At 62.2% G+C, this 22513-nt stretch carries 20 protein-coding genes, 1 tRNA gene and 1 pseudogene; 8 read left to right on the top strand and 14 right to left on the bottom strand.

Going from position 1 to position 22513, the window contains the following annotated elements:
* The first annotated feature begins 251 nt into the window (after positions 1–251).
* Positions 252–1325 carry a C40 family peptidase gene (locus tag D3250_RS05375; RefSeq protein ID WP_147383488.1) on the top strand — a complete coding sequence of 358 codons (1074 nt, stop codon included), beginning with the start codon at positions 252–254 and terminating at the stop codon, positions 1323–1325.
* A 46-nt stretch (positions 1326–1371) separates the two neighbouring features.
* On the opposite strand, the gene D3250_RS05370 is transcribed toward D3250_RS05375, so the two are convergent.
* Positions 1372–2037 (bottom strand): histidine phosphatase family protein, encoded by a 666-nt coding sequence (locus D3250_RS05370; RefSeq protein ID WP_119902370.1) that lies wholly within the window; start codon positions 2035–2037, stop codon positions 1372–1374.
* A 58-nt stretch (positions 2038–2095) separates the two neighbouring features.
* Here D3250_RS05370 and D3250_RS05365 point away from each other — a divergent pair, with 58 nt between their 5' ends.
* Positions 2096–3055 (top strand): hypothetical protein, encoded by a 960-nt coding sequence (locus D3250_RS05365; RefSeq protein WP_119902369.1) that lies wholly within the window; start codon positions 2096–2098, stop codon positions 3053–3055.
* On the opposite strand, the gene purN is transcribed toward D3250_RS05365, so the two are convergent.
* Positions 3028–3651, bottom strand: a complete 624-nt coding sequence (gene purN, locus D3250_RS05360) for a phosphoribosylglycinamide formyltransferase (protein ID WP_119902368.1) — start codon at positions 3649–3651, stop codon at positions 3028–3030. The two genes, D3250_RS05365 and purN, sit on opposite strands and share 28 nt — an antisense overlap.
* 130 nt (positions 3652–3781) lie before the next feature.
* Between purN and D3250_RS05355 the strand changes: the two genes are divergently transcribed.
* Entirely contained in the window at positions 3782–4198 is a 417-nt protein-coding gene (locus D3250_RS05355; RefSeq protein WP_147383487.1) for a hypothetical protein, read from the top strand.
* Between the two features lie 19 nt (positions 4199–4217).
* On the opposite strand, the gene D3250_RS05350 is transcribed toward D3250_RS05355, so the two are convergent.
* From D3250_RS05350 to D3250_RS05325, 6 genes are all read right to left on the bottom strand, one after another.
* Positions 4218–4979 (bottom strand): alpha/beta fold hydrolase, encoded by a 762-nt coding sequence (locus D3250_RS05350; protein WP_147383486.1) that lies wholly within the window; start codon positions 4977–4979, stop codon positions 4218–4220.
* Positions 4980–5100: 121 nt separating this feature from the next.
* On the bottom strand, positions 5101–6393 hold the full coding sequence (locus D3250_RS05345; protein WP_147383485.1) for a cell division protein PerM: 1293 nt from the start codon (positions 6391–6393) through the stop codon (positions 5101–5103).
* Between the two features lie 136 nt (positions 6394–6529).
* Positions 6530–7687 carry an App1 family protein phosphatidate phosphatase gene (locus D3250_RS05340; RefSeq protein ID WP_119902364.1) on the bottom strand — a complete coding sequence of 386 codons (1158 nt, stop codon included), beginning with the start codon at positions 7685–7687 and terminating at the stop codon, positions 6530–6532.
* Between the two features lie 69 nt (positions 7688–7756).
* Positions 7757–9196 (bottom strand): MFS transporter, encoded by a 1440-nt coding sequence (locus D3250_RS05335; RefSeq protein ID WP_158583078.1) that lies wholly within the window; start codon positions 9194–9196, stop codon positions 7757–7759.
* Positions 9197–9253: 57 nt separating this feature from the next.
* Positions 9254–10351 carry a VIT1/CCC1 transporter family protein gene (locus tag D3250_RS05330; protein WP_119902362.1) on the bottom strand — a complete coding sequence of 366 codons (1098 nt, stop codon included), beginning with the start codon at positions 10349–10351 and terminating at the stop codon, positions 9254–9256.
* Between the two features lie 108 nt (positions 10352–10459).
* Entirely contained in the window at positions 10460–11335 is an 876-nt protein-coding gene (locus D3250_RS05325) for an inositol monophosphatase family protein (RefSeq protein WP_119902361.1), read from the bottom strand.
* A gap of 134 nt (positions 11336–11469) precedes the next feature.
* Between D3250_RS05325 and D3250_RS05320 the strand changes: the two genes are divergently transcribed.
* The gene (locus tag D3250_RS05320; RefSeq protein ID WP_119902360.1) at positions 11470–11928 is read left to right on the top strand and encodes a pyridoxamine 5'-phosphate oxidase family protein; all 459 of its coding nucleotides are present in this window, start codon (positions 11470–11472) and stop codon (positions 11926–11928) included.
* Positions 11929–12114: 186 nt separating this feature from the next.
* Here the strand turns inward: D3250_RS05320 and sucD are convergent.
* From sucD to pcrA, 3 genes and pseudogenes are all read right to left on the bottom strand, one after another.
* Positions 12115–13020, bottom strand: a pseudogene (gene sucD, locus D3250_RS05315) (succinate--CoA ligase subunit alpha); the annotation flags it as partial.
* A gap of 18 nt (positions 13021–13038) precedes the next feature.
* Positions 13039–14202, bottom strand: a complete 1164-nt coding sequence (gene sucC, locus D3250_RS05310) for an ADP-forming succinate--CoA ligase subunit beta (RefSeq protein WP_119902359.1) — start codon at positions 14200–14202, stop codon at positions 13039–13041.
* Positions 14203–14266: 64 nt separating this feature from the next.
* Complete coding sequence (gene pcrA / locus D3250_RS05305) at positions 14267–16729, bottom strand: DNA helicase PcrA (protein ID WP_119902358.1); 2463 nt, start codon at positions 16727–16729, stop codon at positions 14267–14269.
* Between pcrA and D3250_RS05300 the strand changes: the two genes are divergently transcribed.
* Positions 16713–17450 carry a hypothetical protein gene (locus D3250_RS05300; protein WP_158583077.1) on the top strand — a complete coding sequence of 246 codons (738 nt, stop codon included), beginning with the start codon at positions 16713–16715 and terminating at the stop codon, positions 17448–17450. The genes pcrA and D3250_RS05300 overlap by 17 nt on opposite strands.
* A 37-nt stretch (positions 17451–17487) precedes the next feature.
* A tRNA-Arg gene (locus tag D3250_RS05295) sits at positions 17488–17560 on the top strand.
* 78 nt (positions 17561–17638) lie between these two features.
* Here D3250_RS05295 and D3250_RS05290 read toward each other — a convergent pair.
* The gene (locus D3250_RS05290; protein ID WP_119902356.1) at positions 17639–18064 is read right to left on the bottom strand and encodes a CoA-binding protein; all 426 of its coding nucleotides are present in this window, start codon (positions 18062–18064) and stop codon (positions 17639–17641) included.
* Positions 18065–18104: 40 nt separating this feature from the next.
* Here D3250_RS05290 and cutA point away from each other — a divergent pair, with 40 nt between their 5' ends.
* A complete protein-coding gene (gene cutA / locus D3250_RS05285; RefSeq protein ID WP_119902355.1) occupies positions 18105–18431 on the top strand; it encodes a divalent-cation tolerance protein CutA in 327 nt (108 codons plus the stop codon).
* A 72-nt stretch (positions 18432–18503) separates the two neighbouring features.
* On the opposite strand, the gene D3250_RS05280 is transcribed toward cutA, so the two are convergent.
* Both D3250_RS05280 and D3250_RS05275 read right to left on the bottom strand, forming a co-directional pair.
* Positions 18504–18863, bottom strand: coding sequence for a DUF305 domain-containing protein (locus D3250_RS05280; protein ID WP_158583076.1), 360 nt, complete (start codon positions 18861–18863; stop codon positions 18504–18506).
* 147 nt (positions 18864–19010) lie between these two features.
* A complete protein-coding gene (locus D3250_RS05275) occupies positions 19011–20054 on the bottom strand; it encodes a DUF418 domain-containing protein (RefSeq protein ID WP_119902353.1) in 1044 nt (347 codons plus the stop codon).
* Between the two features lie 232 nt (positions 20055–20286).
* Here D3250_RS05275 and D3250_RS05270 point away from each other — a divergent pair, with 232 nt between their 5' ends.
* Positions 20287–22473 (top strand): MMPL family transporter, encoded by a 2187-nt coding sequence (locus tag D3250_RS05270; protein ID WP_119902352.1) that lies wholly within the window; start codon positions 20287–20289, stop codon positions 22471–22473.
* Positions 22474–22513 lie beyond the last annotated feature (40 nt).

The following is a 22513-nucleotide window of genomic DNA, read 5'->3' as shown; positions in this document are numbered from 1 at the left end:
TTAATCGCGTATACCCCTGTGGGGTATACCCGTACTCAGATATACGCCTATGGGGCCGGTGCGTCAAGAGATGTGGGCCACGAGAAGAGCTTCACGCACATAGGTCGCCTTCGTTACCAAGTTGTGACAAGTATATAGAGTTGTTATAAAGTTAGGGTGCACTCCGCAGAGGAGTCTCGAACTCGGTGCAGCTCCTGCCACTGTCCCGGGTCTTCGCAGAACTACCGCATTCCGCAGGAAAGGTCCCAGAAATGACAAACACTCCCATTCATGCCTCGCGCCGTGCTCGCCGGCGTGCGGCCAGTAAGACGCTCGCCCGAACCAATGCATCATCGGCTGGCCGCGCTACTGCAGCCGTCCTGGCCGCATCCGGCCTGGTTATCACAAGTGGTGTGGCTGCTAACGCCAATTCAGACTCCGGGGAAAGCCGCGATGCTGTCACCGTTCAGCTCGACACCTCGGAGCTCACCGTAGAACGCGCCTCCACCGTTGCTCCTCAGGCTGTCAGTGCCTCCCCTCAGGTGGAACTCGCGTTTGACCGACCTGCGCTGACTTCCGAGGCCGCCCCCGAGCCAACACCAGAACCAGCTCCGGAGCCGGAGCCTGAGCCCATTGTCGAAGCTGCCCCGGAGCCTGAGCCCGTTGTCGAGGCTGAGCCGGAGCCCGAGCCTGAGCCCGTTGTCGAGGCTGAGCCCGAGCCGGAGCCGGAGCCCGAGCCTGAGCCCGTTGTCGAGGCTGAGCCCGTTGTCGAGGCTGAGCCCGAGCCCGAGCCGGAGCCGGAGCCGGAGCCTGAGCCCGTTGTCGAGGCTGAGCCGGAGCTGGAGCCGGAGCCCGCTCAGGAAGAGCCCCAAGAGCAGGAGTCTCAGCAGGCTCAGCAAACACAGGCGCAGCCTGCGCAGCAGGAGCCTGAGCAGCAGAGCCAATCCGACAGCGATCCGTCCGTCGCAGGTGAAACTCAGGATCCGCCGTCCAGCAGTGGCGGTAGCAGCTCCGTGGTAAGCGCAGCCTACGCGGGACTGGGAGTGCCTTATCAGTGGGGCGGGACCACAACTTCCGGGTTCGACTGCTCCGGGTTTATCAACTGGGCCTACAATCAGGCGGGCCGCGGCGGGCTCCCCCGCACCACATATGGGATGGAATCATCCCTGCCGCGAGTCTCCAGCCCCCAGCCAGGGGACATTGTCCTGGCAAATAACAGCAGCCATGGTGCCATTTACGTTGGTAATGGCCAGGTGATTTCCGCGACTCCTTCCGGAGGTGTCCGTGTTCACGGCCTGAATGAGAGATGGCACCAAGTAAACGCGATCCTTCGGCCCGGAGGCTGAACGCCTCTCAAGGTGCCCTGAATGTCACCGCTCGCCCTGTTGGGGTCTATGCCCCCGGCAGGGCGAGCGCCTGCTTACTGAGTTCTCTGTTGGGTTCGGTGTAACTCACAGATTCCACCCCGGTGGGTCCGATGCGCAGGCTTGTGACCGATGTCAGAGTGCATTCGCGCTGCCGCGGGTCGTGCCAGAGGGGACGCTGCTCGGCCCACAGCCGGGTGACCCAGATCGGCAACTGGTGAGAGACGATGACCGCTTCGGCCCCGTCGCCATGATCCGCGAGCGCACGGTCAGCGAGGTCCTTCACCGCTTGTAGTACGCGCTCCACCTGGTGTTTGTAGGGCTCACCCCAGGAGGGTCGGAACGGGTTGCGCAGCAGCGGCCAGTACTGAGGCGTGCGCAGGTGTCTCTTGATGTTGGAGAGACCTTCAAAGGCGTTCTCTGCTTCCAGGACGCGGTCTTCGATCGTCACTGGCAGGCCTAGCCGACCCGCCAGTGGGGCGATGGTCTCCTGAGCCCTCTGCAGCGGCGAGGCTGCCAGCAGGTGTACCGGCTGGCCCCGGTCAGCCCGCTGGGCAAAATAGTCGGCGATGCCATCGGCCATCTGTTGACCCAGGTCAGACAGACCGAACCCGGGCAACCGTCCGTAGAGGACTCTCTCAGGATTGTGCACTTCGCCGTGCCGGACCAGATGAACAGTTGCAGTCTCAGTCATAGGTATAAGTCTTGCAGTTCCTGGAGAAAATTCAGAGCCGGAGACTACAGTGGCGTCCATGAGTACTTCGCCGAACGATGGGGCTGATTCACAGCCCCCGCAGGGAGACGATGTTCCCGACCACCCGGAGGAGCGGCCACAGCCTCGCTACGGGGCCTTCGCATCCAAGGATGACGCGCCGCAGGGAGGGGGTGACGCCACCGCTGAGCCGCCCCCCGGTGCCACCGAAGGAACTGCACCTCAGCCCGGCGGCCCGTACAACCCCTATGGACAGCCCACCTGGGGGCAGTCCGGTGGTGAGCAGCATGGCGAGGAGGCCCCTGGAACGTGGCAGTCCGGAGCGTGGCAGCAGGGCTATCAGAGTCCTTCGGGAAACCCCTACGGGGAACAGCAAAGTCAGTCTGCCTGGCAGCACTCGGGCAGCCCACAGCAGCACAGCGGCTACCCGCCGCAGACCTACGCGGGCGCTGAACGTCCTAGACGTCCCGGGACCCTGTGGGGCGCCCTCGCCGCGCTGCTTGCCGCTGGCGTGACCGCCCTGATTTGGGGAATTTACGTCTTCGTCACACTGCCGACGCAGAGCCTGGAAGAGGTCTTCGGAGGCGAATTCTCCCAGATGTTCGCTGAACAGATGGAGCGTCAATCAGCCCAAGATCCGGAGCTGCAAGACCTCAGCGCCCAGGAGATGGAAGAAGTCACCCTGTTGGGCATCGGCATGATCGCCCTGGTCTGGGGATTTGTTCTTCTGGCCCTCTATGTGGCGGCCGCATTCCTCGGCTCCATGGCCGGTAACGCCGGACGTATCCTGGCCACCATCTGGGCCGGGCTCAGCCTGTTGTTCTTCGTGTTGGGATATGACGGGGTCAGCTACGCGCTCATCTTCGCCACCGTGGTCCTGAGCATTGTGGCGATTGTGCTGATGTGGCTGCCGAGCTCAAGTCAATATGTCCGCCATCGCAAGTGGGAGAAGGAAGTCAGCCGTGGTGGTTACTACGGCAACGCCTCCCCGCATTCCTGAGAGAGCTCTTCGCGCAGGTGGATCCGACCCCCGGCGAGCGCATCCAACGTCGCCACGAGCAGACGGCGTTCCTGAACCTTGATCCGCTCGTGCAGGGAGGCAGCGTCGTCATCGTCTCTGACTTCAACCGCGGCTTGGGCAAGGATGGGCCCGGTGTCCACCCCGGCATCCACTTGGTGCACGGTGCAGCCGGTAATTTTCACGCCGTGGGCGAGCGCATCGCGGACCCCATGGGCACCTGGAAAGCTGGGCAGAAGGGCCGGGTGTGTATTGATGACTGGCACCCCCAGACGCGTAAGAAATTCCTCGGAGAGGATCTTCATGAACCCGGAGGTCACCAACACCTGTGGGTTGTGACGACGCACCTCCGCGCAGAGCTCCCTGTTCCACCGCGCCCTCCGCTCCGCGGACGCTCCCCGCTCCAGAGGCACGGAGAAAGTAGGCACGCCGGCAGCCTCAGCGCGCTGAAGCCCCCCGCACCCAGGGACATCGGAACCGACGGCAGTGATCTGTACGTCCAGCTCTGAGGACCCGGCAGAGTCGAGCAGCGCCTGCAGGTTCGATCCCGAACCGGACACCAGCACCACAATTCGCATCGTTCTCACGCCTCCCGTCTCAGGATTAACCGGAGATCCGGTTCGCTCTTCCGTAAGCCTATAAGCTGGTGAGACGATGAGTGCCACCCCTCCCCCAGATCACCCGACCACACCGCCTACACCCAGCCCTGTGAAGCCTTCCAAGAGGAAAGAGCGCCCAGAGCTCGACGACGACACTCGAAGGTCCTATGCGCGGCTCATCGGGTGGTTGGTGCTCGCACTGGTGATCGCATACGCGGGCCTGCAGATGCCGCTGCCCTGGCGCCTGGCGACCATCGCAGCGTCCCTGGTCGGCGTAAGTCTCGCAGTGTTCCTGCTGGTGCGCTCCCTGCGGAGACGATTGCCGATCACGATCATGGTCGGCGCATTGGTTTTTTTCACATGCTTCGGGTTCTTCCTCTTCACGGCCGGATTTCAGGCGATATTCTGGGAAGCCTCGGTGCAGTTTGATGAATGTCTGCGCAGCTCCGTCACGGAAAGAGCCACCCAGAGGTGTTACGACGCCTATGAGCAGAACATGCTCGACTCTATCCCCGGGTTGCGCTGAGACGGTGGCGGCAACGCGCTCACTGACTATGGCGCCCAAGGGCGTAGTAGTCGATTTCCTCCACCAGTAGATCAACTACCGACGCTGGCTGCGAAAGCATCGGCCAATGCCCACTAGAGATGTGCCTGCGCCGCCATCGCGCAGCGCCCCGAGCACCTGTCGGCGCGTTGCGCCATGCCTGCTCAGCTCCTTCGGGAGACAGCGCCACATAGGTTGATGGTTGCACATCCACAGGGAAGTTCATGCGAGCCGGGTCAGTGATGGTGTGGCCAGGATGTGGCGTAAACCGGTCAGCAAGGAAGTCCCGGTCTGCCTCCTGCAGGTCAGCCTCGTCTTCGAGCATCGCTCGATCTGGCGGCATCCAGAGATTGCCCGCCTTGGCAATATCTGCTTTCTCCTGCTCACGCTGCTCAGGCGAGGAGCCCCAGTCATCCACCAGTGACCGCCCATCAGAGGGCAGAAACCCACCAAAGTGCACCAACCCTGCGATGGCTTGTCTGAGGCGGTCTGCCACCTGGGAGGTCACCATGGACGAATACGAATGCGAAACCAAGACAACCGGCTGATCAATCTCGGTCACACGCTTCACCAGCTGCCGTACGTGATCTTCCAGCCGGAGCTGCGCGATGTCACTGCGGAGCTCCCCCGCAGCCAGGCCCTCCAGCGTGAGGACCTCTGCCTCGAACCCACGGTTGATCAAGCTGCGAGCTGTGGCCTCCCATATCCACGCGCCCATCCAAGCACCTGGCACAAGAATTGTTCGCGCGTGAGGCTCACTCACGACTCTCCCGGAAACTGGTTGCTTCTCTTGACCAGTTTCACGCTAGCCAATCCGATAGCAAAATGCAATCAGTTAAACTATGGAATCGACTGAACCGCTCCCGAGCAGCCCCGCCACACCCTTATCGCGCCTGTGCGGAGAACGAGTCCACCTCCGCGTCCTCGGGCTCCACTGCACGACGACGCGGCACCAGCAGCCTTGCGGCAGGAGCAGCCAAATAGCCAACCACCGTTCCAACCGCGACCCAGATAGCCAGCAGCCCTGCGGTGAGCGCGGCATGGGGGCCCACATCATTGAGCTGTCCCATCCCCAACGAGATGTGTGACAGCCACAGCGGTCCAATGAGCAGCGCACCAGCCACTACCCCTGTGAGCGCCCCGAGTGCCAGTGTCGACACCGTCAAAGAAACGGGCCGCAGCTTCAGCTTCAACTGACACCAATCGTCAAAGTGGTTCTCTCCCTCGCGCATCAACCACCATCCGGCCACCACACCTGCCAGAACCGGAAGGATGAGGGTAGCCATGGAGTACTCGTAGACTTGGTCGGGCAACGCCGCAAGCACCGGCACAGCCGGAACGGGGCCGAGCTCTGTCTCTAGCGGGCCCACGGGTGACCCAGAACCGAAGTTGAACCCCGCGCCAGTGGAATAGGCCAGCGCCCACAGCACCAAGTTGGGCGCCAATCCAAGATGCAGCAGGGTCAAGCCGATGGCGCCGGAGATGCCCGCATCGAGCTCCTGGTAAGTGTTGGCCACATCCATCCAGCGCCAACCCACCCAGCCTGCCAACAGCAATGCCGAAAGGCCCACGGTAGTGAGGGCTGCGGCCGTCCCTCCGCGCAGGACAGCCCACACATAGGCACCTGCCCACTTCAATCGCTGAGAGAGCTCTTCCACCCGGGACTCCAAATCCACACCGATCATTCGGGTGGCACTGCGAGCCTCTGCATAACATCCGCCAAGGGACCCGACTCCTGTGAGGGCCGCGGCGGCCACGCCAGCCCACACCGTCGTTTCCGCATCCTGGATTCCAATGCGCGCAAGTCCTACCGCTGCGCCTGCGTAGGCGAGAGTGAAAACGGAGAGGCCCTGCCACAGCTGGAGGGGGTAGGCGCCCTGCGCCAAGCGGCGTCCTGCGCGCCAAGCCAGCAGGAACGGCACCACCGTGAACCCTAACGGCACCAGGTGAAACCAGACGGCTCCAGGATCCCCCGAGAGATTCAACGGTGCCGCATGGATCATAAGCCATACCTGGGCGGCCATCTCTGAGGTGGCCTGCGGATCGAAGTCCCCCCAACTGCGAACCAAACCGGCACCGAATACCGGTACAGCGACCAGCAACGCCGTGCCAAGAACCGCCTGGAGTGCCTCAAAGAGGCCAAAAAGCCACAGCGGCGGTGTGGGAAGTTTACGCATCGGGTCCATGCTAGTCCCGGTGGCGGGGAAACCCCGCTCACCTCTCGGCCGTGTACAGCAGCCACAGCCTTCAACCGCTAGTCCCGGTGACCCGGTGGCCTAGTCTGAGTTGACTCCACGCGGGCGGCGCGGACGCTCAGAGCAATCCGTGGTTCGCGAGCGAGGTCGCGATGTCTTTGCCGTCGGGCCCATAGATCCATGGAATCTTAGTTTCACCGACTTGTTGAATGCCCGGCAGGGGTTCGCCGTTGTCAGAGACACTCATCAGCTGCTCGCTATCAGGATGCTCGGCTCGACCACCTGCCAACACCGCCTCCGAATAGGTGAGTTCGCGAATGATGACCGCGCGGACCGAAGCCGGATGGCGGCGAGCAAAGTCTGCGTAGATCATCGGATCGTGCTGGCCGTCGTCGCCGATAAGCACCCATTTGACCTGCGGAAACTCCTCAGCCAGCCGGTCAAGCTGCTCCACTTTGTGCTGCTTGCCGGAACGGAACCACCGATCCTGTGTGGGGCCCCAGTCGGTCAGCAGCATTGGCCCATGGGGGTACAGGTTCCGAGTCAGGAAGCGGGTCAAAGTTTGAGCCACGTTCCAGGCGCCGGTCGAGACGTATATGACGGGCGATCCAGGGTTCTTGTTCAGCAGTCTCTCCATCATCACGGCCATGCCCGGAGTCGGTGTTCGGGCATGCTCATCCAGCACGAAGGAGTTCCACGCTGCCAGGAATGGGCGGGGAAGTTTGGTGACCACGACAGTATCGTCGATGTCGCAGATGACGCCCGAGGTGACGTCCTCACCGACGATCTGCACCTCAGCCTTGGTTTTTTCCGCGCCTGAGGCCTCCAGGGTCACCTCATGCCACCCCGGTGCAAGCTCGGCTCCGGCCGGCAACTCAAGCACCTGGTCTAAGATTCCGCCCCGGTCTGCAGCCATACTGAAGGTATGACCAGCGACCCTTGCTGTCACCTGGGCGAACGGCACTGGGGCGGACACGAAGTTGCGCCAGCCGCGCACGCCGTCAGCGATGACCTTCGCCACTCTGCGGCCACCTTCGAAATCGGTGCCCGGAGCCATCACGATGCGCGAAAAGACTCGCACCCAACGTGGAGACCCGTATCCGGCCAACGAGAGCACAGTCACGTTCTGACCCCTTTGGCGCGCCTGATTCAGCCGGAACTGGTGCCAACGGTCTTCGATCTTCATCGCGCGGTTCCGCGCCGAATGCGAGTAGTGCTCCCGCACCGCTGCCAAGTCCTGACGGATCTCAGTGGGCTGGGGCTTTTCAGTCCTCATTGACCCCCATACTAATCAAAGCAGAGGCTGACCATGCCACCTGGCCGCCGCAGCGCCGTGCCTGACCCCTCAGATAGTGGTGCGCAGCGCGGTCTCCTTAATGAGGAGGTTCGTGATGATTGCTGGCAGGGTCAGACAGGCTGCCACCAGGAACATGGTGCCTGTCGCATCGGCGTAGGTAGGGGAAGGAGCCGCACCGTTGACCTCTGCCGCGGTGACTCCAGCGACCTGCAGCGCCATCACCGACCCCAAGATGGAGGTACCGGCTGCACCGCCGAAGACGCGGAAGAAAGCTATCAGCGCGCTAGCCTGGCCCACTCGGGTAACTGAGACGGTGTTCTGCACAATCAACATCAGGTTCTGCATTTGGGCACCGAAGCCGAGGCCGACGATCAGCAGGTAGGACAGCACCAACGGAAATGGGGTTCCCGCACCCACGGTGGAAAGGGCGAACATGCCCGAGCTCATAATGAACGAGCCGGAGACGATATAAACCTTCCAGCGGCCATAACGCGTGATCAGCCTCCCGGTGGTCAGCGCACCGATAAGGTTGCCCAGCACCAACGGCAGAATCATGAGGCCGGACTCCGTAGGGCTGAGCCCCCTCCCGATCTGGAAGTACTGCCCCAGGAAAGCGGGCATGCCAAACAGGCATACCGCAATGGAGGCAGAGGAGACTGCGGCTAGAAAAGTGGTGCGGTCAATGAGCATGCGGAGCTGAATGATCGGATTGTGAACTCTGCTCTCAACTACTACGAAGACCGCCAGCAGCACCAGTGCCGACGCCAGGAAGAGCGCGGACTGCCAAGAGACCCAGGCAAAGAACTCCGGAGTGCCGGCAAAGGAGAGCCAGATCAGCAGCAGCCCCGAGGCGACTACCAACAGCAGCGCGCCCAGATAGTCGATGCGGCCAGGAGTGCGAATCACAGGGACCCGCAGCGTGGTAGCGACCATAATGAGCGCGAAGACCGAGAGCGGAACCCCGACGAAGAAACACCATCGCCAACCCAAAGTGTCGACGGTGATTCCGCCGATCAGCGGGCCTAGAGCTGTGGCTGTTGCGAGGCAGGCGCCGATGTAGCCGGCGTACTTGCCGCGCTCGCGCGGGGAAACGATGGAAGCCATGATGGCCATTGCCAGAGCGGCCAAACCGCCCAGGCCGATGCCCTGCACAAAACGTGCAGCGATGAGGGTTTCCATATTGGGGGCGAACCCGGCACCGAGGGATGCCAGAAAGAAGATCACGTTCGCCACCTGAAACAAAGTCTTCTTGCTCATCATGTCGGCAAGCTTTCCCCAGACAGGGGTCGACGCTGCGTTGGCCAGCAGTGTGGCCGTCACAACCCATGAGTACTGGATCTGGGTGCCGCCGAGCTCCTGAGAGATGACGGGCAGAGCAGTGACGACGACGTTCATCGAAACCATCGCGGCGAAGAAGACCGCCAGGATGCCAGCAATAGCCCACCTGAGGTCCCGGTGGGTCATTCCTTCCGGAAGGTTGGTGCGCACAACACTAGAACGCGATTTTAGTTGCATTTGCGAACTAGTTTACGGTCCGCCCCCTCGCTATGCAACACTCACACCGAGAAGTGCCCCCAGCAGGTAGGTGATGAGCGCTGCGCCGATCCCTATGGCCAACTGGCGCAGCGCGCGCTTGAGCGGCGAGGCGCCCGATAGCAGGCCCACCGTGGCGCCGGTGCATAACAGTGCGATGCTGACCATCGCCGTAGAGAGTCCTACCGCCCACCACCCGACGGCACCGAAGAGGTAAGGTGCCACCGGAATCAGAGCACCCACGGCGAAGAAACAGAAGCTGGATCCGGCAGCGGTCCACGCGGAGCCGACAGCCCGGTGCTCATCAACGTCACCCTCTGGGTTGAAAGAACGTTCGGGCTGACAGTCACACTCGAAGAATCCCAGACGTTCCAAGGCACGATGCTCGGCATCCTCGATGCTCATGCCCCGGGCCCGGTAGACAAGAACCAACTCGTTATGGTCAAAGTCGAGGTCAGGTGCCGCTCGGACAGTTGCCTGGGTGGGCCGGGTGGCGTCGAGCAGCTCACGCTGGCTCCGTACCGAGATGAACTCCCCGGCTGCCATCGACAATGCGCCTGAGAGCAGCCCTGCAATGCCGGTCAGAAGCAGGACAGTCGCTCCCACCCCAGTGCCCCCCATGCCCATTATCAGAGCGAAGTTGGAGACCAAGCCGTCGTTCGCGCCGAACACAGCGGCCCGGAAACCCCCGGAGAGCTCCACCCTTCCGCGCACAGCCAGAGCGCGGACCACTTCTTCATGAACTTCTTCATCGGCCGCCATTCGGCGGGTCGCATCCTCGTCGCGCTCGTAGGGAGATCCGCTCTCAGCTCGCTGGGCCAGTGCCAGAACGAAGACGGACCCGAAGATGCGGGCGAACCAACCCAACACCACCCGGTGCGCTGAGGGTGAGGGCAGATTCTTGGCGTGGTCGCCCAGCAGATTCCTCCAATGGGCCTGATGACGACGCTCGGCAGCCGCCAACCCTAGAAGGATCTGCCGTTCCTGGCCGGACTTTCGCTTGGCAAGCCGTTCGTAAAGCCTCGCTTCAGCGATCTCGTCGGCGAGGTATTTTCTCCATCGCCGAATCTGCTGAGGGTCCGGTCGGGGGTCGTCGGTTTCAGTGTTCACGCACTCATACTGCCGTCTTTGCCGCCGACGCGGCTCGACGGAACCGGGTATGACGAATCTTCAGCACGCCTAAGCGTTTGCCATGCCTAAATCCCGAGAGGAAAAGGTTCAGGCATCGCGGCGCACGAACCGAGCGACGACGTATTCGGAAGTGGGAGCCTGCACCCCGGGGCCCAACCCCACATAACCGGGTGCCAAGTGAAGGTCCTCTGTCTCGGTCCCATCCCAGGTTTGGCTGCCTCGTACGCCGAATGGAAGGAACCTGCCACCGGCTCGGCGCAGAACGAGCTGGGCAGCCGCCACGTCCCAGGGGCTGGTGCGGCAGTTGATCACAGCGTCGGACCACCCGGCTGCCAGGTGGCACAGCTCCAGGGCCCCGGAGACGATGCGGCGCACGGTGGCGTAAGTCGTCACCAATGTGCCGAAGGTCTGCAGGGCGTCCACACCGTACTTTTCGACCACCCAGACGCCGGGGAAATTGGTCAGAAGAGAGAGATTCGCCTCCGGAACTCCTGCCTTAGACGTAGGGCTCAGCACCTCCTCCGGGCCATCGCCGACCGCGAGGTACGCGGCGTCATCATCGGCTGAGAACGTCCAACCGTTGATGGGGTCGTACACCACGCCGGCAAGCACCGCATCATCAACCGCCGCCGCCACGGAGACGCTGAACATGGCGAACCCGTGAGCAAAGTTGGAAGTGCCATCGATGGGGTCGATAATCCACTCCACGCGGCCCTCACCGTGGGATCCGCCTTCTTCCCCGGTGAATCGGGAGTCCGGTACAGCACCGCTGAGCAGATCGATCAGCGTGGTCTCTGTCTGCCGGTCCCAGACGGTCACCAGGTCATGGGCGGAAGTCTTGAGCTCCACCTCCATGTGCGACCGAAAAGCTTCCTTGAGCGGATACCCGGCGGCATGAGCGGCCGCTACGGCGATGTTGCGCAGTTCAGCTGCAGTGGGCAGATCGGCGGATGTGTGAGTCATGACCCCACTTTAGAGCTCGAAGCTCGCTCTGCTGAAACCTTGCCGAGCATCCCGCTTCCCTCTGGGGAGGCGCTCAGTAGACTAGAGACGCTGGGCAACGCGGTCCGGCCGAAGGTGGAGAGGAGCAACCCCTCATGTTTGAACATCCGGATGACCATCCAGTCCTGAAGTTGACCGAAGACCAGTGCTGGAAGCTGCTGGAGGGAACTCAACACGGTCGCTTGGTCGGCGTTGTCGGCGGACGCCCTGACATTTTTCCCATCAACATCGCCGTCCGCGATGGAAGTGTCTTCTTTCGCACGGCCCCAGGGACCAAACTGGCGGAGATAGCCATTAACGACCATGTGCTGATAGAGGCCGACGGGATCCTCTCCGATCAGGCCTGGTCGGTGGTGGTGCGGGGGTCGGCACGGCTGCTGGAGACCTCGAAGGAGATCGCGGCTGCGGAGACACTGAGTCTCAGCCCCTGGGTGCCTGGCCTCAAGGAGCAGTTCGTGCAGGTGACTCCTGATGAGATCAATGGGCGGCATTTTCTCTTCGGTCCTTACCGGGAGCGCGAACTCGGAGAGGGTTCAGAGTCCGGGGGTGACTGACCGTCGGGTTGTTTCCGTTTGACAGCAGAGGCACCGCTCCCCACTTGCGTGGAAGGCGGTGCCTCTGCTGTGTCCGGATTACTTCTTGAACGTGCTCTTCACTTTGTCGACGAGCGCGCCGGACTTCTCTTTGACCGTCTCGGCGGCCCCGGCGACGGGCGAGGAGTCAGAGGTGCCGTCACCCTTGTGGATCTCGCGCAACAGTTGGGCGGTCTCCGACGGTGTCTTGCCGACTTTCACTCCTGCGGCTTCCAGCGCCTCTTTCTTGGCTTCCGCTGTGCCCGATGAGCCGGAGACGATGGCCCCAGCGTGGCCCATTGTCTTGCCCTCTGGCGCAGTGAAGCCCGCCACGTAGCCGACCACCGGCTTGGTGACGTGGGCCTTGATGTACTCGGCGGCACGCTCTTCAGCGTCTCCGCCGATTTCACCGATCATCACAATGGCCTCAGTGTCCGGGTCTGCTTCGAAGGCCTCCAGCGCATCAATATGCGTAGTGCCGATGACTGGGTCACCGCCGATACCGATGGAGGTGGAGAAACCGATGTCGCGAAGTTCGTACATCATTTGGTAGGTCAGCGTTCCGGACTTGGAAACCAGGCCGACCGGACCCTTATTGGTGATGTTTGCCGGTGTGATGCCAGCCAGTGACTCACCTGGTGTGATGATGCCTGGGCAGTTAGGGCCGATGATGCGGGTCACCGGTTTGCCGTCGGCGCCGGTCTTGGTCAGCGACAGGTTGAAGAACTCTGCCGAATCCTGGACCGGGATGCCTTCAGTGATCACCACGAGCAGACCGATTCCGGCCTCGATGGCCTCCACAGCCGCATCTTTGGCGAACTTCGGCGGTACGAAGACGACCGAAACGTCTGCGCCGGTCTTTTCCATGGCTTCGGAGACCGAACCGAAGACGGGGAGGTCGACATCTTGGCCGGACTGATCCTTATGAGCCACGGTGGTGCCAGCCTTGCGAGCATTGACACCGCCAACGATGTTGGTGCCTGCTTTGAGCATCAGCGCGGTGTGTTTGGTGCCTTCGCCGCCGGTGATGCCCTGGACGATGACTTTGGAGTCCTTGTTCAGGTAGATAGACATGTGTGTGCGCCTCAGTCCTTACTTGTTAGCCAGCTCGGCGGCCTTGTCAGCGCCGCCGTCCATCGTGTCAGCGGTGATGACCAGCGGGTGGTTGGCCTCCTGGAGAATCCGGCGACCTTCGTCCACATTATTGCCGTCCAGACGAACCACCAGCGGTTTGGTTGCGGTGTCCCCGAGGATCTCAAGAGCTTTGACGATGCCCGTAGCCACCGCGTCGCAGGAGGTGATGCCGCCAAAGACGTTGACGAATACTGACTTCACCTGGTCATCACCCAAGATGACGTCCAGACCGTTGGCCATCACCTCAGCGGAGGCTCCGCCTCCGATGTCCAGGAAGTTCGCCGGTGTGACTCCGTTGTGAGCTTCGCCCGCATAGGCCACGACGTCCAGGGTGGACATGACCAGCCCCGCGCCGTTGCCGATGATTCCGACTGAGCCGTCGAGCTTGACGTAGTTGAGGTCATTGGCTTTGGCCTTCGCCTCCAGCGGGTCCTCGGCGGACTCGTCCACCAGATCCGCGTGACCGGGCTGGCGGAACGCAGCGTTCTCGTCAATAGTGACTTTGCCGTCCAAGGCGATGATGGCGCCATCGCCGGTCTTGACCAGCGGGTTGACCTCCACCAGGCTCGCGTCCTCAGCTGCGAAGGCGCCCCACAGCTTCTGGAAGGCCTCCACCAGGGCAGGGACCTCCTCCGCGGAGAAGCCTGCTTGCCTGGCGATCTCAGCGGCGGCATCGGCGTCGATCCCGTTGTTGGGGTCAAAGTTGTACCGGACAAGCTTCTCCGGGGATTCCACGGCGAGCTGCTCAATCTCCACGCCGCCTTCTTTGGAGCACATGGCCAGGTAGTTGCGCTCGGCCCTGTCCAACAGTATGGAGAAGTAATACTCCTCTGCGATATCTGCACCCTGGGCGATCATCACCCGGTGCACGGTGTGCCCCTTGATGTCCATGCCCAAGATCGCCTGCGCGTGTTCGTAGGCCTCGTCGGGGGTCTTGGCGAGCTTCACGCCGCCGGCTTTGCCGCGTCCACCCACCTTCACCTGAGCTTTGACGACGACGACGCCGCCAATCTTCTCGGCAGCTGCCTTTGCTTCTTCTGGGGTTTGCGCCACGATTCCGGCGAGCACAGGTACTCCATGTGCCTCAAACAGATCGCGCGCCTGGTACTCATACAGGTCCACGTGTGGTGTCCTTCTGCGTCGAAGTCAACTTCACTTATTGAGTGCCGCCAGAGCATAACTGCCGCTAGCTGACCTTCTCAACTGGAGCATATCGCAGGAGAAGTCGCTTCTCTGATCCGGCGAAGCTCACTTTGGCCACTGATTTGTCTCCCGAGCCCTCCACGGAGAGCACTTCGCCACGGCCAAACTTTGCATGCTGCACCTGATCACCGGGCACCAGGGACGGAATCTCCCGCTCGGGGTTGACGTGGGACCGTGGTGCGCGCTTGGCCACTGGGCTGAATGTGGCATCTCCGCCGGGCCCGCCGGTCAGTGAAGGCTCCGCGCCCCAACCGCTGCCCACCGACCGTCCAAAACCCGCGGATCCGCGGGTCGGAACGCCTGAGGGCGACCACGTGGAGGACGAGGAACCGCTGTTCTCAACCAGGTCCTCTGGCAGATCCGCCAAGAACTGGCTGGGCGGATTGTGCTGGGTCTGACCCCATAAGCTGCGTGATTCGGCACGGGTGAGATAGAGCTGCTGCTCGGCGCGAGTCAGTCCCACGTACGCCAGACGGCGCTCCTCTGCCATCTGCTCAGGGTCCCCCATGGACCGCTGGTGGGGGAAGACGCCATGTTCCATACCTGTGAGGAACACCACGGGAAATTCGAGGCCTTTCGCTGTATGCAGGGTCATCAGCGTGACCTGACCCTGCTCGGCGGCAAGTCGTTGTGACTCAGCATCGGCTGCATCTGGGATGGCGTCAGCATCGGCGATCAGGCTCACCTGTTCCAAGAAGTCGGCCAGGGTGGGTTCTTCCTGCGTGGTTTCGTACTCTTTGAGAACCGCGACCAGTTCTCCCAGGTTGTCGGCGCGGGATTCGTCCTGAAGATCTTTGGATTCGCGCAGGGCAGCCATCATGCCGGACTGCTCCAGAGCCGCTTCCAACACCACTGAGGGTTTCTCAGTAGTGGCCAGGGAGGCAACGTCGTCCATCATCCGCACGAATGAGCCGATGCTCTTCACCGCCCGGGAACCCAAGCCGGTGTCCTCCACTCGGCGCAGCGCCTCGAAGAACGTGGTGCGGTCCCGCGCGGCGAGCGCGGCGATGGTGGACTCGGCTTTGTCCCCGATGCCCCGTTTGGGCTCGTTGAGGATCCGTCGAAGGTTGACGTCATCATCAGGGTTGTTGATCACGCGCAAGTACGCCAGCGCGTCTTTGATCTCTTTGCGGTCGTAGAAGCGCGTGCCGCCGATAACTCGGTAGGGGATCCCTCGGTTGATCAGGCGTTCCTCCAGGGACCGAGACTGCGCATTTGTACGGTAGAAGACCGCCACATCGGAGGGGCGGATCCCTTGGTTATCACCGAGCTGGTCGATTGTCCGAGCGATCCATTCGGCCTCATCAGATTCCGAGTAGGCGGTGTGGACGGTAACTTTGGTTCCAGCCCCGTTCGCTGTCCAGAGCTCCTTCTCCACCCGCGCGGGGTTCTGGCTGATGACCGCGTTCGCGGCAGAGAGGATGTTCTGCGTGGAACGGTAGTTCTGCTCCAGTTTGATGGTGGCCGCGGCGGGGTAGTCCCGTTCGAATTCCACGATGTTGCGGATGTCTGCGCCGCGGAAGGCGTAGATGGACTGATCGGAGTCTCCGACGACTGTCAGCTCCGCTGGCGGAGTGTCCACGTCCGCGTCCGGTCCGGTCAACAGCCGGATCAGGCGGTACTGGGCGTGGTTAGTGTCCTGGTACTCGTCGACCAGCACGTGCCGGAACCGGCGCCGGTAGTTGTCCAGCACCGCGGGAAAGGCCTCGAGCATGTAGACGGTCTCGCAGAGCAGGTCATCGAAGTCATAGGCGTTGGCGGCGCGCAGCCGTTGCGTGTATTCGCGGTAGACGGTGACCACCGCTTCACTGAACGGCTCATTGGGGGCCTTGGCGCCGAACTCCTCCGCGTCGATCAGCTCATTCTTCAGCGCAGAGATCTTATTGCGCAGGGCCCGCGGGTTGAACCGTTTGGGGTCCAGCTGATGCTCTTTGCTGATCTGGGTGACCAGACGCAGCGCATCGGCAGCATCGTAGATGGTGAAAGTCGACTTGCGGCCGATGGTGGGCGCCTCTGCGCGAAGGATGCGCACGCATGAGGAGTGGAAGGTGGAAATCCACATCCGTTCCGCGGTGGGGCCGATCAGTTCCGCGACGCGGTCCTTCATCTCCCGGGCAGCCTTATTGGTGAAGGTGATGGCCAGGATCTCATGCGGCCGCGCCTGTCCGGTCTGAATGAGATGGGCGATCCGGCGCGTGAGCACCCGCGTCTTCCCCGAACCAGCCCCAGCGACAATCAGCAGCGGCGCGCCGGTGTGCAGCACGGCTTGCTGCTGCTGCGGGTTCAGCCCCGCTGTAGCACCATGCGACGACGCCGGACCCTCCTGTCTCGGCGCAGCCTCCACTTGATCCCACGGCACGTCCGAACCCGCGGCGGGCTGGGGCACTCGGGGGTCATGGGGCGTCGTCGTAGGTCTCTCAGAAGGAGGTGTGAAGAGGAATTCCATATCCTCTCCAGTCTACTTGCGCCGCCGGAGGTCCTCCTCCGCGCTCAGAGCCCGTGACCACAGTCAGGTCTGGGAGGATGGAGCCATGTCCAAGCGGCGGAAGAAGAATCGTGGCAACCCGCAGCGCAGCGGAGACGGCGCCAGCGGACCGCTGCGTCCCGGCCAACGCAGCGCACAATCCGCTCCGCAGACGGAAGGCTCGCCCCGCATTCTGGTCTACGCGCTGTTGGGGGTCACCGTGTTCATGGGGCTGTATCTGCACGCTTATGCGATGCCGCAAATGAGCTACTTCGCCGATGGGCTGTCCATGCCTGGCGCTCGATTCACCGGTTACGACGCCGCTGACATCGCAGCTCTGCAGACAGCCTTTGAGAGTGACGCTGAAGGACAGCTGAACTTCCTCCACAAGACCGCTGGGATCGTATTTCCAGTGACGGTTTTCCTGTCCACGTGGGCAACGCTCGGATTGTTGGCGCACGGCTGGTGGCGATGGATCGCAGTGGCTGGTGCGGCGGTCTTCGCTGCCGTCGATATCGCCGAGAATTTCCTCATCGACGGCATTCTCACCCAGGATCCCGTGGACACGGGGGCCGTGGCGTTGAGTTCTGTGATGACCACGCTCAGTTGGATACTCCTAGGGACCATCGGGGTCACCGTGATCGCCGTGGTGCTGCGTGATTTCATCCAGACCGGCAGGCAGCCGCGCCGAAATCCCGCATAGCGGCTACCATGGACGGGTGCTGTTTCCAGCACGCCAAGCCTCAGTAGCTCAGGGGATAGAGCACCACTCTCCTAAAGTGGGTGTCGCAGGTTCGAATCCTGCCTGGGGCACAAGACGGCAAGTCGCGGCGGCCCACCACCGACGAGTTCGAGGTCGCCGAATTGGCGCGCTGAGCGGGGTGCGCCTGGTCACAAGCCAAATTTTGGGGCTTCAATCACAGGGCAGGTGTCCATCACTACGTCGAGCCCGGCGTCCCTGGCGCGGGCGGCCGCCTCATAATCCACCACCCCAACCTGCAGCCACACCGCCTTAGCTCCTACCTCGATCGCCTGGTCTACCACCGGCCCGACCTTCTGCGAGTTGACGAAACAGTCGACGACATCGATCTCTCCGTCGATCTCAGCCAACGTGCGGTAGCCGGCTTCTCCGTGCACGCCTTGACCAGCAAGATTCACCGGAATGATCTCCATGCCTAGACGGTCACGAATCATCAGGGAGACGCCGTGTGCAGGGCGGCGAGTGTTAGGGCTGAGGCCCACGATCGCCCAGCGACCCATGGTGCTCAGCAAGCGGCGTATGGTCGCCGGGTCCTGGTAGTCGCTGGTGGAAACCATCTACCCACGATAGCTGAGCAGCCTCGTGCACACTGGGAGTATGGACACCCCAGATTTTGTGACTGTGCAGACAACCACCGATACCGCCGCCGAAGCCGAGAAGCTTGCCTCTGCCGCAGTGGAGCAGCAGTTGGCCGCCTGCGTGCAGGTCTCCGAGGTTCGCAGCTACTACCGATGGGAGGGTGAGACGCATCATGACCCGGAGTTTCTGCTGACGCTGAAGACTACGGCCGCATCCCTTCCGGGGATCAAGATGTTTCTCTCCCAGGAGCACTCATTCGACGAACCTGAGTTGATCGTGCAGCCGATCATCGCTGGCGGGGACTCCTACCTGCAGTGGATCGCGGACAGCACAGCCCCTGAATGAGGCTACACAGCGATCTGCGCAATGCACGGTGATGAGATCGTGTGCTCCCTCGGGCGTGATCTGCGCATGGCATCAGAAATCGCCGAGCATTTCTTCCATGTGCTCGACTTCAGCTCTTTGATCTGCGATGACGTCCTCGGAAAGTTCGTGGACCCCTGAGTGCTCCCCCTCCCTCAGATGTTCTTCGGCCATGCTTACCGCGCCTTCATGATGATCGATCATTTGCTCCAGGTAGAGTCGTGAGGCTCCATGGCCGTGGGCACTCTCGAGGTCCTCGAGCTCCTCATGGCTCCTCATGCCGTGATGCCCATGAGATGGATCTCCATGGCTCCCATGCTCGTCTGGTTCGTGCCCCCACCTCTCCATCCACTTCTCCATGTGATCGATCTCTGAATGATGTGCCTCCCGAATGTCTTCCGCTAGGGCAGCCACGTCCAGCGCGACGATTGCCTCAGACTCATGTGCGCTTGTCTACGCTGAGGGAGACATTGTTAGAGCATCCTTATGAAATGAAGAAACATCGTTAGTGGATCCTTATGAAACCCGAGCCAGGCGTGGTGGTCTGGTTGGATGTCCGGGCTAACCTCGCGCATCGGCACGGAGCCGCGGCAGAGTAAGCAGAACCTCCAGCGGACCCCTTTTGAACACCAGCAACCACAGCACGGCGAAAAGCATCAGTCCCGCCCCCAGCGCCAAAGTGGTTGTTACTCCGCCGATCAGGGTATCGGGACCTGGACGCACAATCAGAGCGAGAACGATCAGGTGGACGACATAAGCAGTCAGGGCGGTTCGCCCCAGCGCCACCAGGGGTCTTGTGCCAGCCCGGTTCCAGTCGCGAACCTTGAGACACAAGCCGAGCACAAAGACTGCTGCGCCGGTACTGCCGAGCACCCATAAAGGCATCTCGGAATGAGCCACGTCACTGACGAGCCGCTGCCATGCGGTATGACTGGTGGGCTCACCGAACGCTGAGATCAACGCGAAAGACACCGCGCGGGTCAATAAGGCGGCAAGAGCTCCCCACATCACCAATCGAGTGGTCACCTTAGAGTCGGTGAGATCTTGACGGCCCAGCCACATACCGAACAGAAAAGGTGCTGCCCACACGACGGCAGGGTACGGTCCGGTGAGCAGGGTTCCGGTGACGATCTCCCACAGGGGTGACGCCGCTGTGACGGGATCCCGGTCAAACGCCTTGTCTGTATGCTCCTGCGCCACGATCCACAGCACGGGGCCGATGCTGACACTGAGTCCAGCGAGCAGGAGGAGAACTCGTCCGCTGACTCGCACCAGGGGTAGCCCAATAAGAAAGAGCGCAGCGTAGGTCGTCAGGATGACCCGGATCCCATGGTCGAGTTCCTGCAGCAGCAGCCCGACCGCCATCAGCAATGCCGCCCTCCAAAGCACCTTTCCCCAAGGCAGTGAAGCGCCCCCCTGCCAGCTACTGCGCGTCAGCAGAGCAAAACCGATCCCGCCCAGCAGGACGAACAGTAAGGACGCCCGCCCGTGAGGAGCCCTGTAGAGCAGCTCCACCACAGAGTCTCCGCCTCGCGGACCGACGTTGATGGCGATCATGCCGAGGATAGCAAGGCCCCGAGCCGCGTCCAGAGCAGATATGCGCATCCGGCTCGACGCGGGACGTTGGGCGGAGGGGGAACTGCTTTCAGGTGACAATCTCAGTCTCTCCCAGTTTGGTCGATAGGTTTCACGTGGAGCAGTCCCCGGCCGCCACTCATCGGACCGGGGTGGACTCTCTGCCCACTTCGCCAGGAGAGGATTTGGATCTGAGCAGTGCCGGAAGTGTCAATGATCACCGTAGAATAACCGCGAATAATGGTCCAGTGAGAGGCGAAAATTGAACACTACGCGCGAGGGCGGCAAGGTTCTCCGTTGGGCTCGAATTCTGCTACCCGCCATCGCGGTCTTGGTCTGGCTTGCCATCACGGCCGTCGGGGGCCAGACATTCGGCAAAGTCTCGGAAGTGATCTCTAATGATCAGACCACCTTCCTGCCTGCCGACGCCGAATCCACTTTGGCGCTGGAATTGAGTCAGGAGTTTTCCGACGACGACGCCGTCCCCGCGACAGTCGTAGCGGAACCGTCTGCCAGCGAGGTCACCGAGCAGCAGTTGTCCGCCTTGGAGGCCGCCTCTGGCGAGTTCGCCGACCTCGAGGGCGCAGTTCAGGTGCTGCCCCCTCAAGTCTCTGAGGATGGGGAAGCCGCGCAGATCTTGGTCCTGATGGACGATCAAGCCGTTGAGGAAGGGGCGGTGGACGGCCTCAGGGCCGCCGTCGAAGACCTCTTGCCGGAGAATGAGTGGACAGCGCATGTGACGGGGCCGGCTGCCCTCTCCGACGACTTCGCCGAAGCTTTCTCCGGCATCGACGGCCTACTGCTGCTGGTAGCAGTGGTCGCGGTGTCCATTATTCTGGTGCTGGTCTACCGCTCCGTGATGTTGCCGTTCCTGGTGTTGCTCTCTTCCATGGCTGCGCTGTGTGCAGCGATCGTCGTGATCTACTACATGGCACAGATGGAGTGGATCCAGCTCAATGGTCAAGCGCAGGGCATCCTCTCCATACTGGTTATCGGTGCTGCCACCGACTATTCCCTTCTGCTTGTCGCTCGATATCGAGAAGAACTGCTGCACCGAGAAGATCGGTTCTCAGCGCTTTGGCTGGCGTGGCGCCGTTCCCTACCCGCGATCCTGGCCTCCGGAGGAACTGTCGCGGTAGCCCTGCTGGCCCTACTCTTCTCAGACCTGAACTCCAACCGCGCCCTGGGACCTGTGGCCAGCGCCGGCATCGTCTTTGCCATGATCGCGACGCTGACGTTCCTCCCTGCTTTGCTAGCCCTGCTCGGTCGGCCAGTGTTCTGGCCCAAAACGCCCCGCGCAGCGGCGGCGGTTTCCGCGTCGGAGCCCGGCAGGCGCCAGCGCCGTCAGGAACGCAAGCAGGCCCGTTTGTGGACAGCCGCGGCGTCGCTTGTCCGCCGCCGTCCCCGTACCATTTGGGTGCTTGTCACCCTCCTGCTGCTGGGCGGCTCCGCTGGCGTGTTGGATCTGCGGGCAGAAGGCGTCCCGCAGTCTCAGCTCGTGCTTGGCGAGACTGACGCGAAGTCCGGTCAGGAGATGTTGGAACGGCACTTCGATGCCGGGACGGGTGCGCCGACCGATGTCTACGCCCCAGCTGATGAAGCGGCCGAGGCACTGACGATCGTACAGTCTGTCGACGGAGTCGGTGAGGCCTACCTTGTCTCCGAGGAAGGCTCCCCCGCCCAGTCCCCTGCCGAAGCCGCCGAAGCCGCCGGTTTCGTGGAGCTGTCAGTCACTCTCACCGACGCGGGTGATTCACTGGCTGCGGAGAACACCATCCGTGAACTGCGAGACGAATTGCAGGAGTTGGATGGTCAGGCCCTTACCGGTGGCACGACCGCCACCCAGCTGGATACCAATGAGACAGCACAGGACGACCTGCTGACCATCATCCCAATCGTCCTCGCCGTGATTCTGGTGTTCTTGGTGATTCTGCTGCGATCACTGGTTGCCCCGGTGCTGCTGCTGGTCACCACTGTGCTGTCTTATTTGGCCGCCCTAGGCATTTCCGCCCTGGTATTCAACTACGTCTTCGGCTTCCCGGGCGCTGACCCCACCGTGCCGCTGTTCGGCTTCGTGTTCCTCACCGCCCTTGGCGTGGACTACAGCATCTTCCTCACCACTCGAGCGCGCGAGGAGACTCCACTGCGCGGCGCACGGGAAGGTCTGCTGCATTCACTGGTCATTACCGGCGGAGTCATCACCAGTGCCGGCGTAGTACTGGCAGCGACGTTCGCTGCACTGGCAGTGCTGCCCCTGATGTTCATGGTCCAGTTGGCCTTCCTGGTCTCCCTCGGTGTCCTGATAGACACCCTGATAGTCCGCACCCTCCTGATCCCGGCGCTAGGCGTCGATCTGGGCGGGCGCTTCTGGTGGCCGTCCCAAATTCATCGCCAGCACGAAGCCGCTCAGGGCGCTGACCGCACCGCGAGAATCCCAGAGCGGGTCTAAATGGCAGCGCTGGTGGTCCCAACGGGCCCACCAGCGCTGC

The organism is Nesterenkonia natronophila (assembly GCF_003595215.1).
In the GTDB taxonomy this organism is placed as follows: Bacteria; Actinomycetota; Actinomycetes; order Actinomycetales; family Micrococcaceae; genus Nesterenkonia; species Nesterenkonia natronophila.
This window is presented reverse-complemented; position numbering and strand designations above follow the sequence as displayed.

Coding starts and splice junctions, on each gene's coding strand:
- purN (WP_119902368.1), bottom strand. CDS start 3,651: ATGCGAATTGTGGTGCTGGTGTCCGGTTCGGGATCGAACCTGCAGGCG.
- D3250_RS05365 (WP_119902369.1), top strand. CDS start 2,096: ATGAGTACTTCGCCGAACGATGGGGCTGATTCACAGCCCCCGCAGGGA.
- D3250_RS05375 (WP_147383488.1), top strand. CDS start 252: ATGACAAACACTCCCATTCATGCCTCGCGCCGTGCTCGCCGGCGTGCG.
- D3250_RS05370 (WP_119902370.1), bottom strand. CDS start 2,037: ATGACTGAGACTGCAACTGTTCATCTGGTCCGGCACGGCGAAGTGCAC.
- D3250_RS05290 (WP_119902356.1), bottom strand. CDS start 18,064: ATGGTTTCCACCAGCGACTACCAGGACCCGGCGACCATACGCCGCTTG.
- D3250_RS05340 (WP_119902364.1), bottom strand. CDS start 7,687: ATGAGGACTGAAAAGCCCCAGCCCACTGAGATCCGTCAGGACTTGGCA.
- cutA (WP_119902355.1), top strand. CDS start 18,105: ATGGACACCCCAGATTTTGTGACTGTGCAGACAACCACCGATACCGCC.
- D3250_RS05320 (WP_119902360.1), top strand. CDS start 11,470: ATGTTTGAACATCCGGATGACCATCCAGTCCTGAAGTTGACCGAAGAC.
- pcrA (WP_119902358.1), bottom strand. CDS start 16,729: ATGGAATTCCTCTTCACACCTCCTTCTGAGAGACCTACGACGACGCCC.
- D3250_RS05345 (WP_147383485.1), bottom strand. CDS start 6,393: ATGCGTAAACTTCCCACACCGCCGCTGTGGCTTTTTGGCCTCTTTGAG.
- D3250_RS05275 (WP_119902353.1), bottom strand. CDS start 20,054: ATGCGCATATCTGCTCTGGACGCGGCTCGGGGCCTTGCTATCCTCGGC.
- D3250_RS05325 (WP_119902361.1), bottom strand. CDS start 11,335: ATGACTCACACATCCGCCGATCTGCCCACTGCAGCTGAACTGCGCAAC.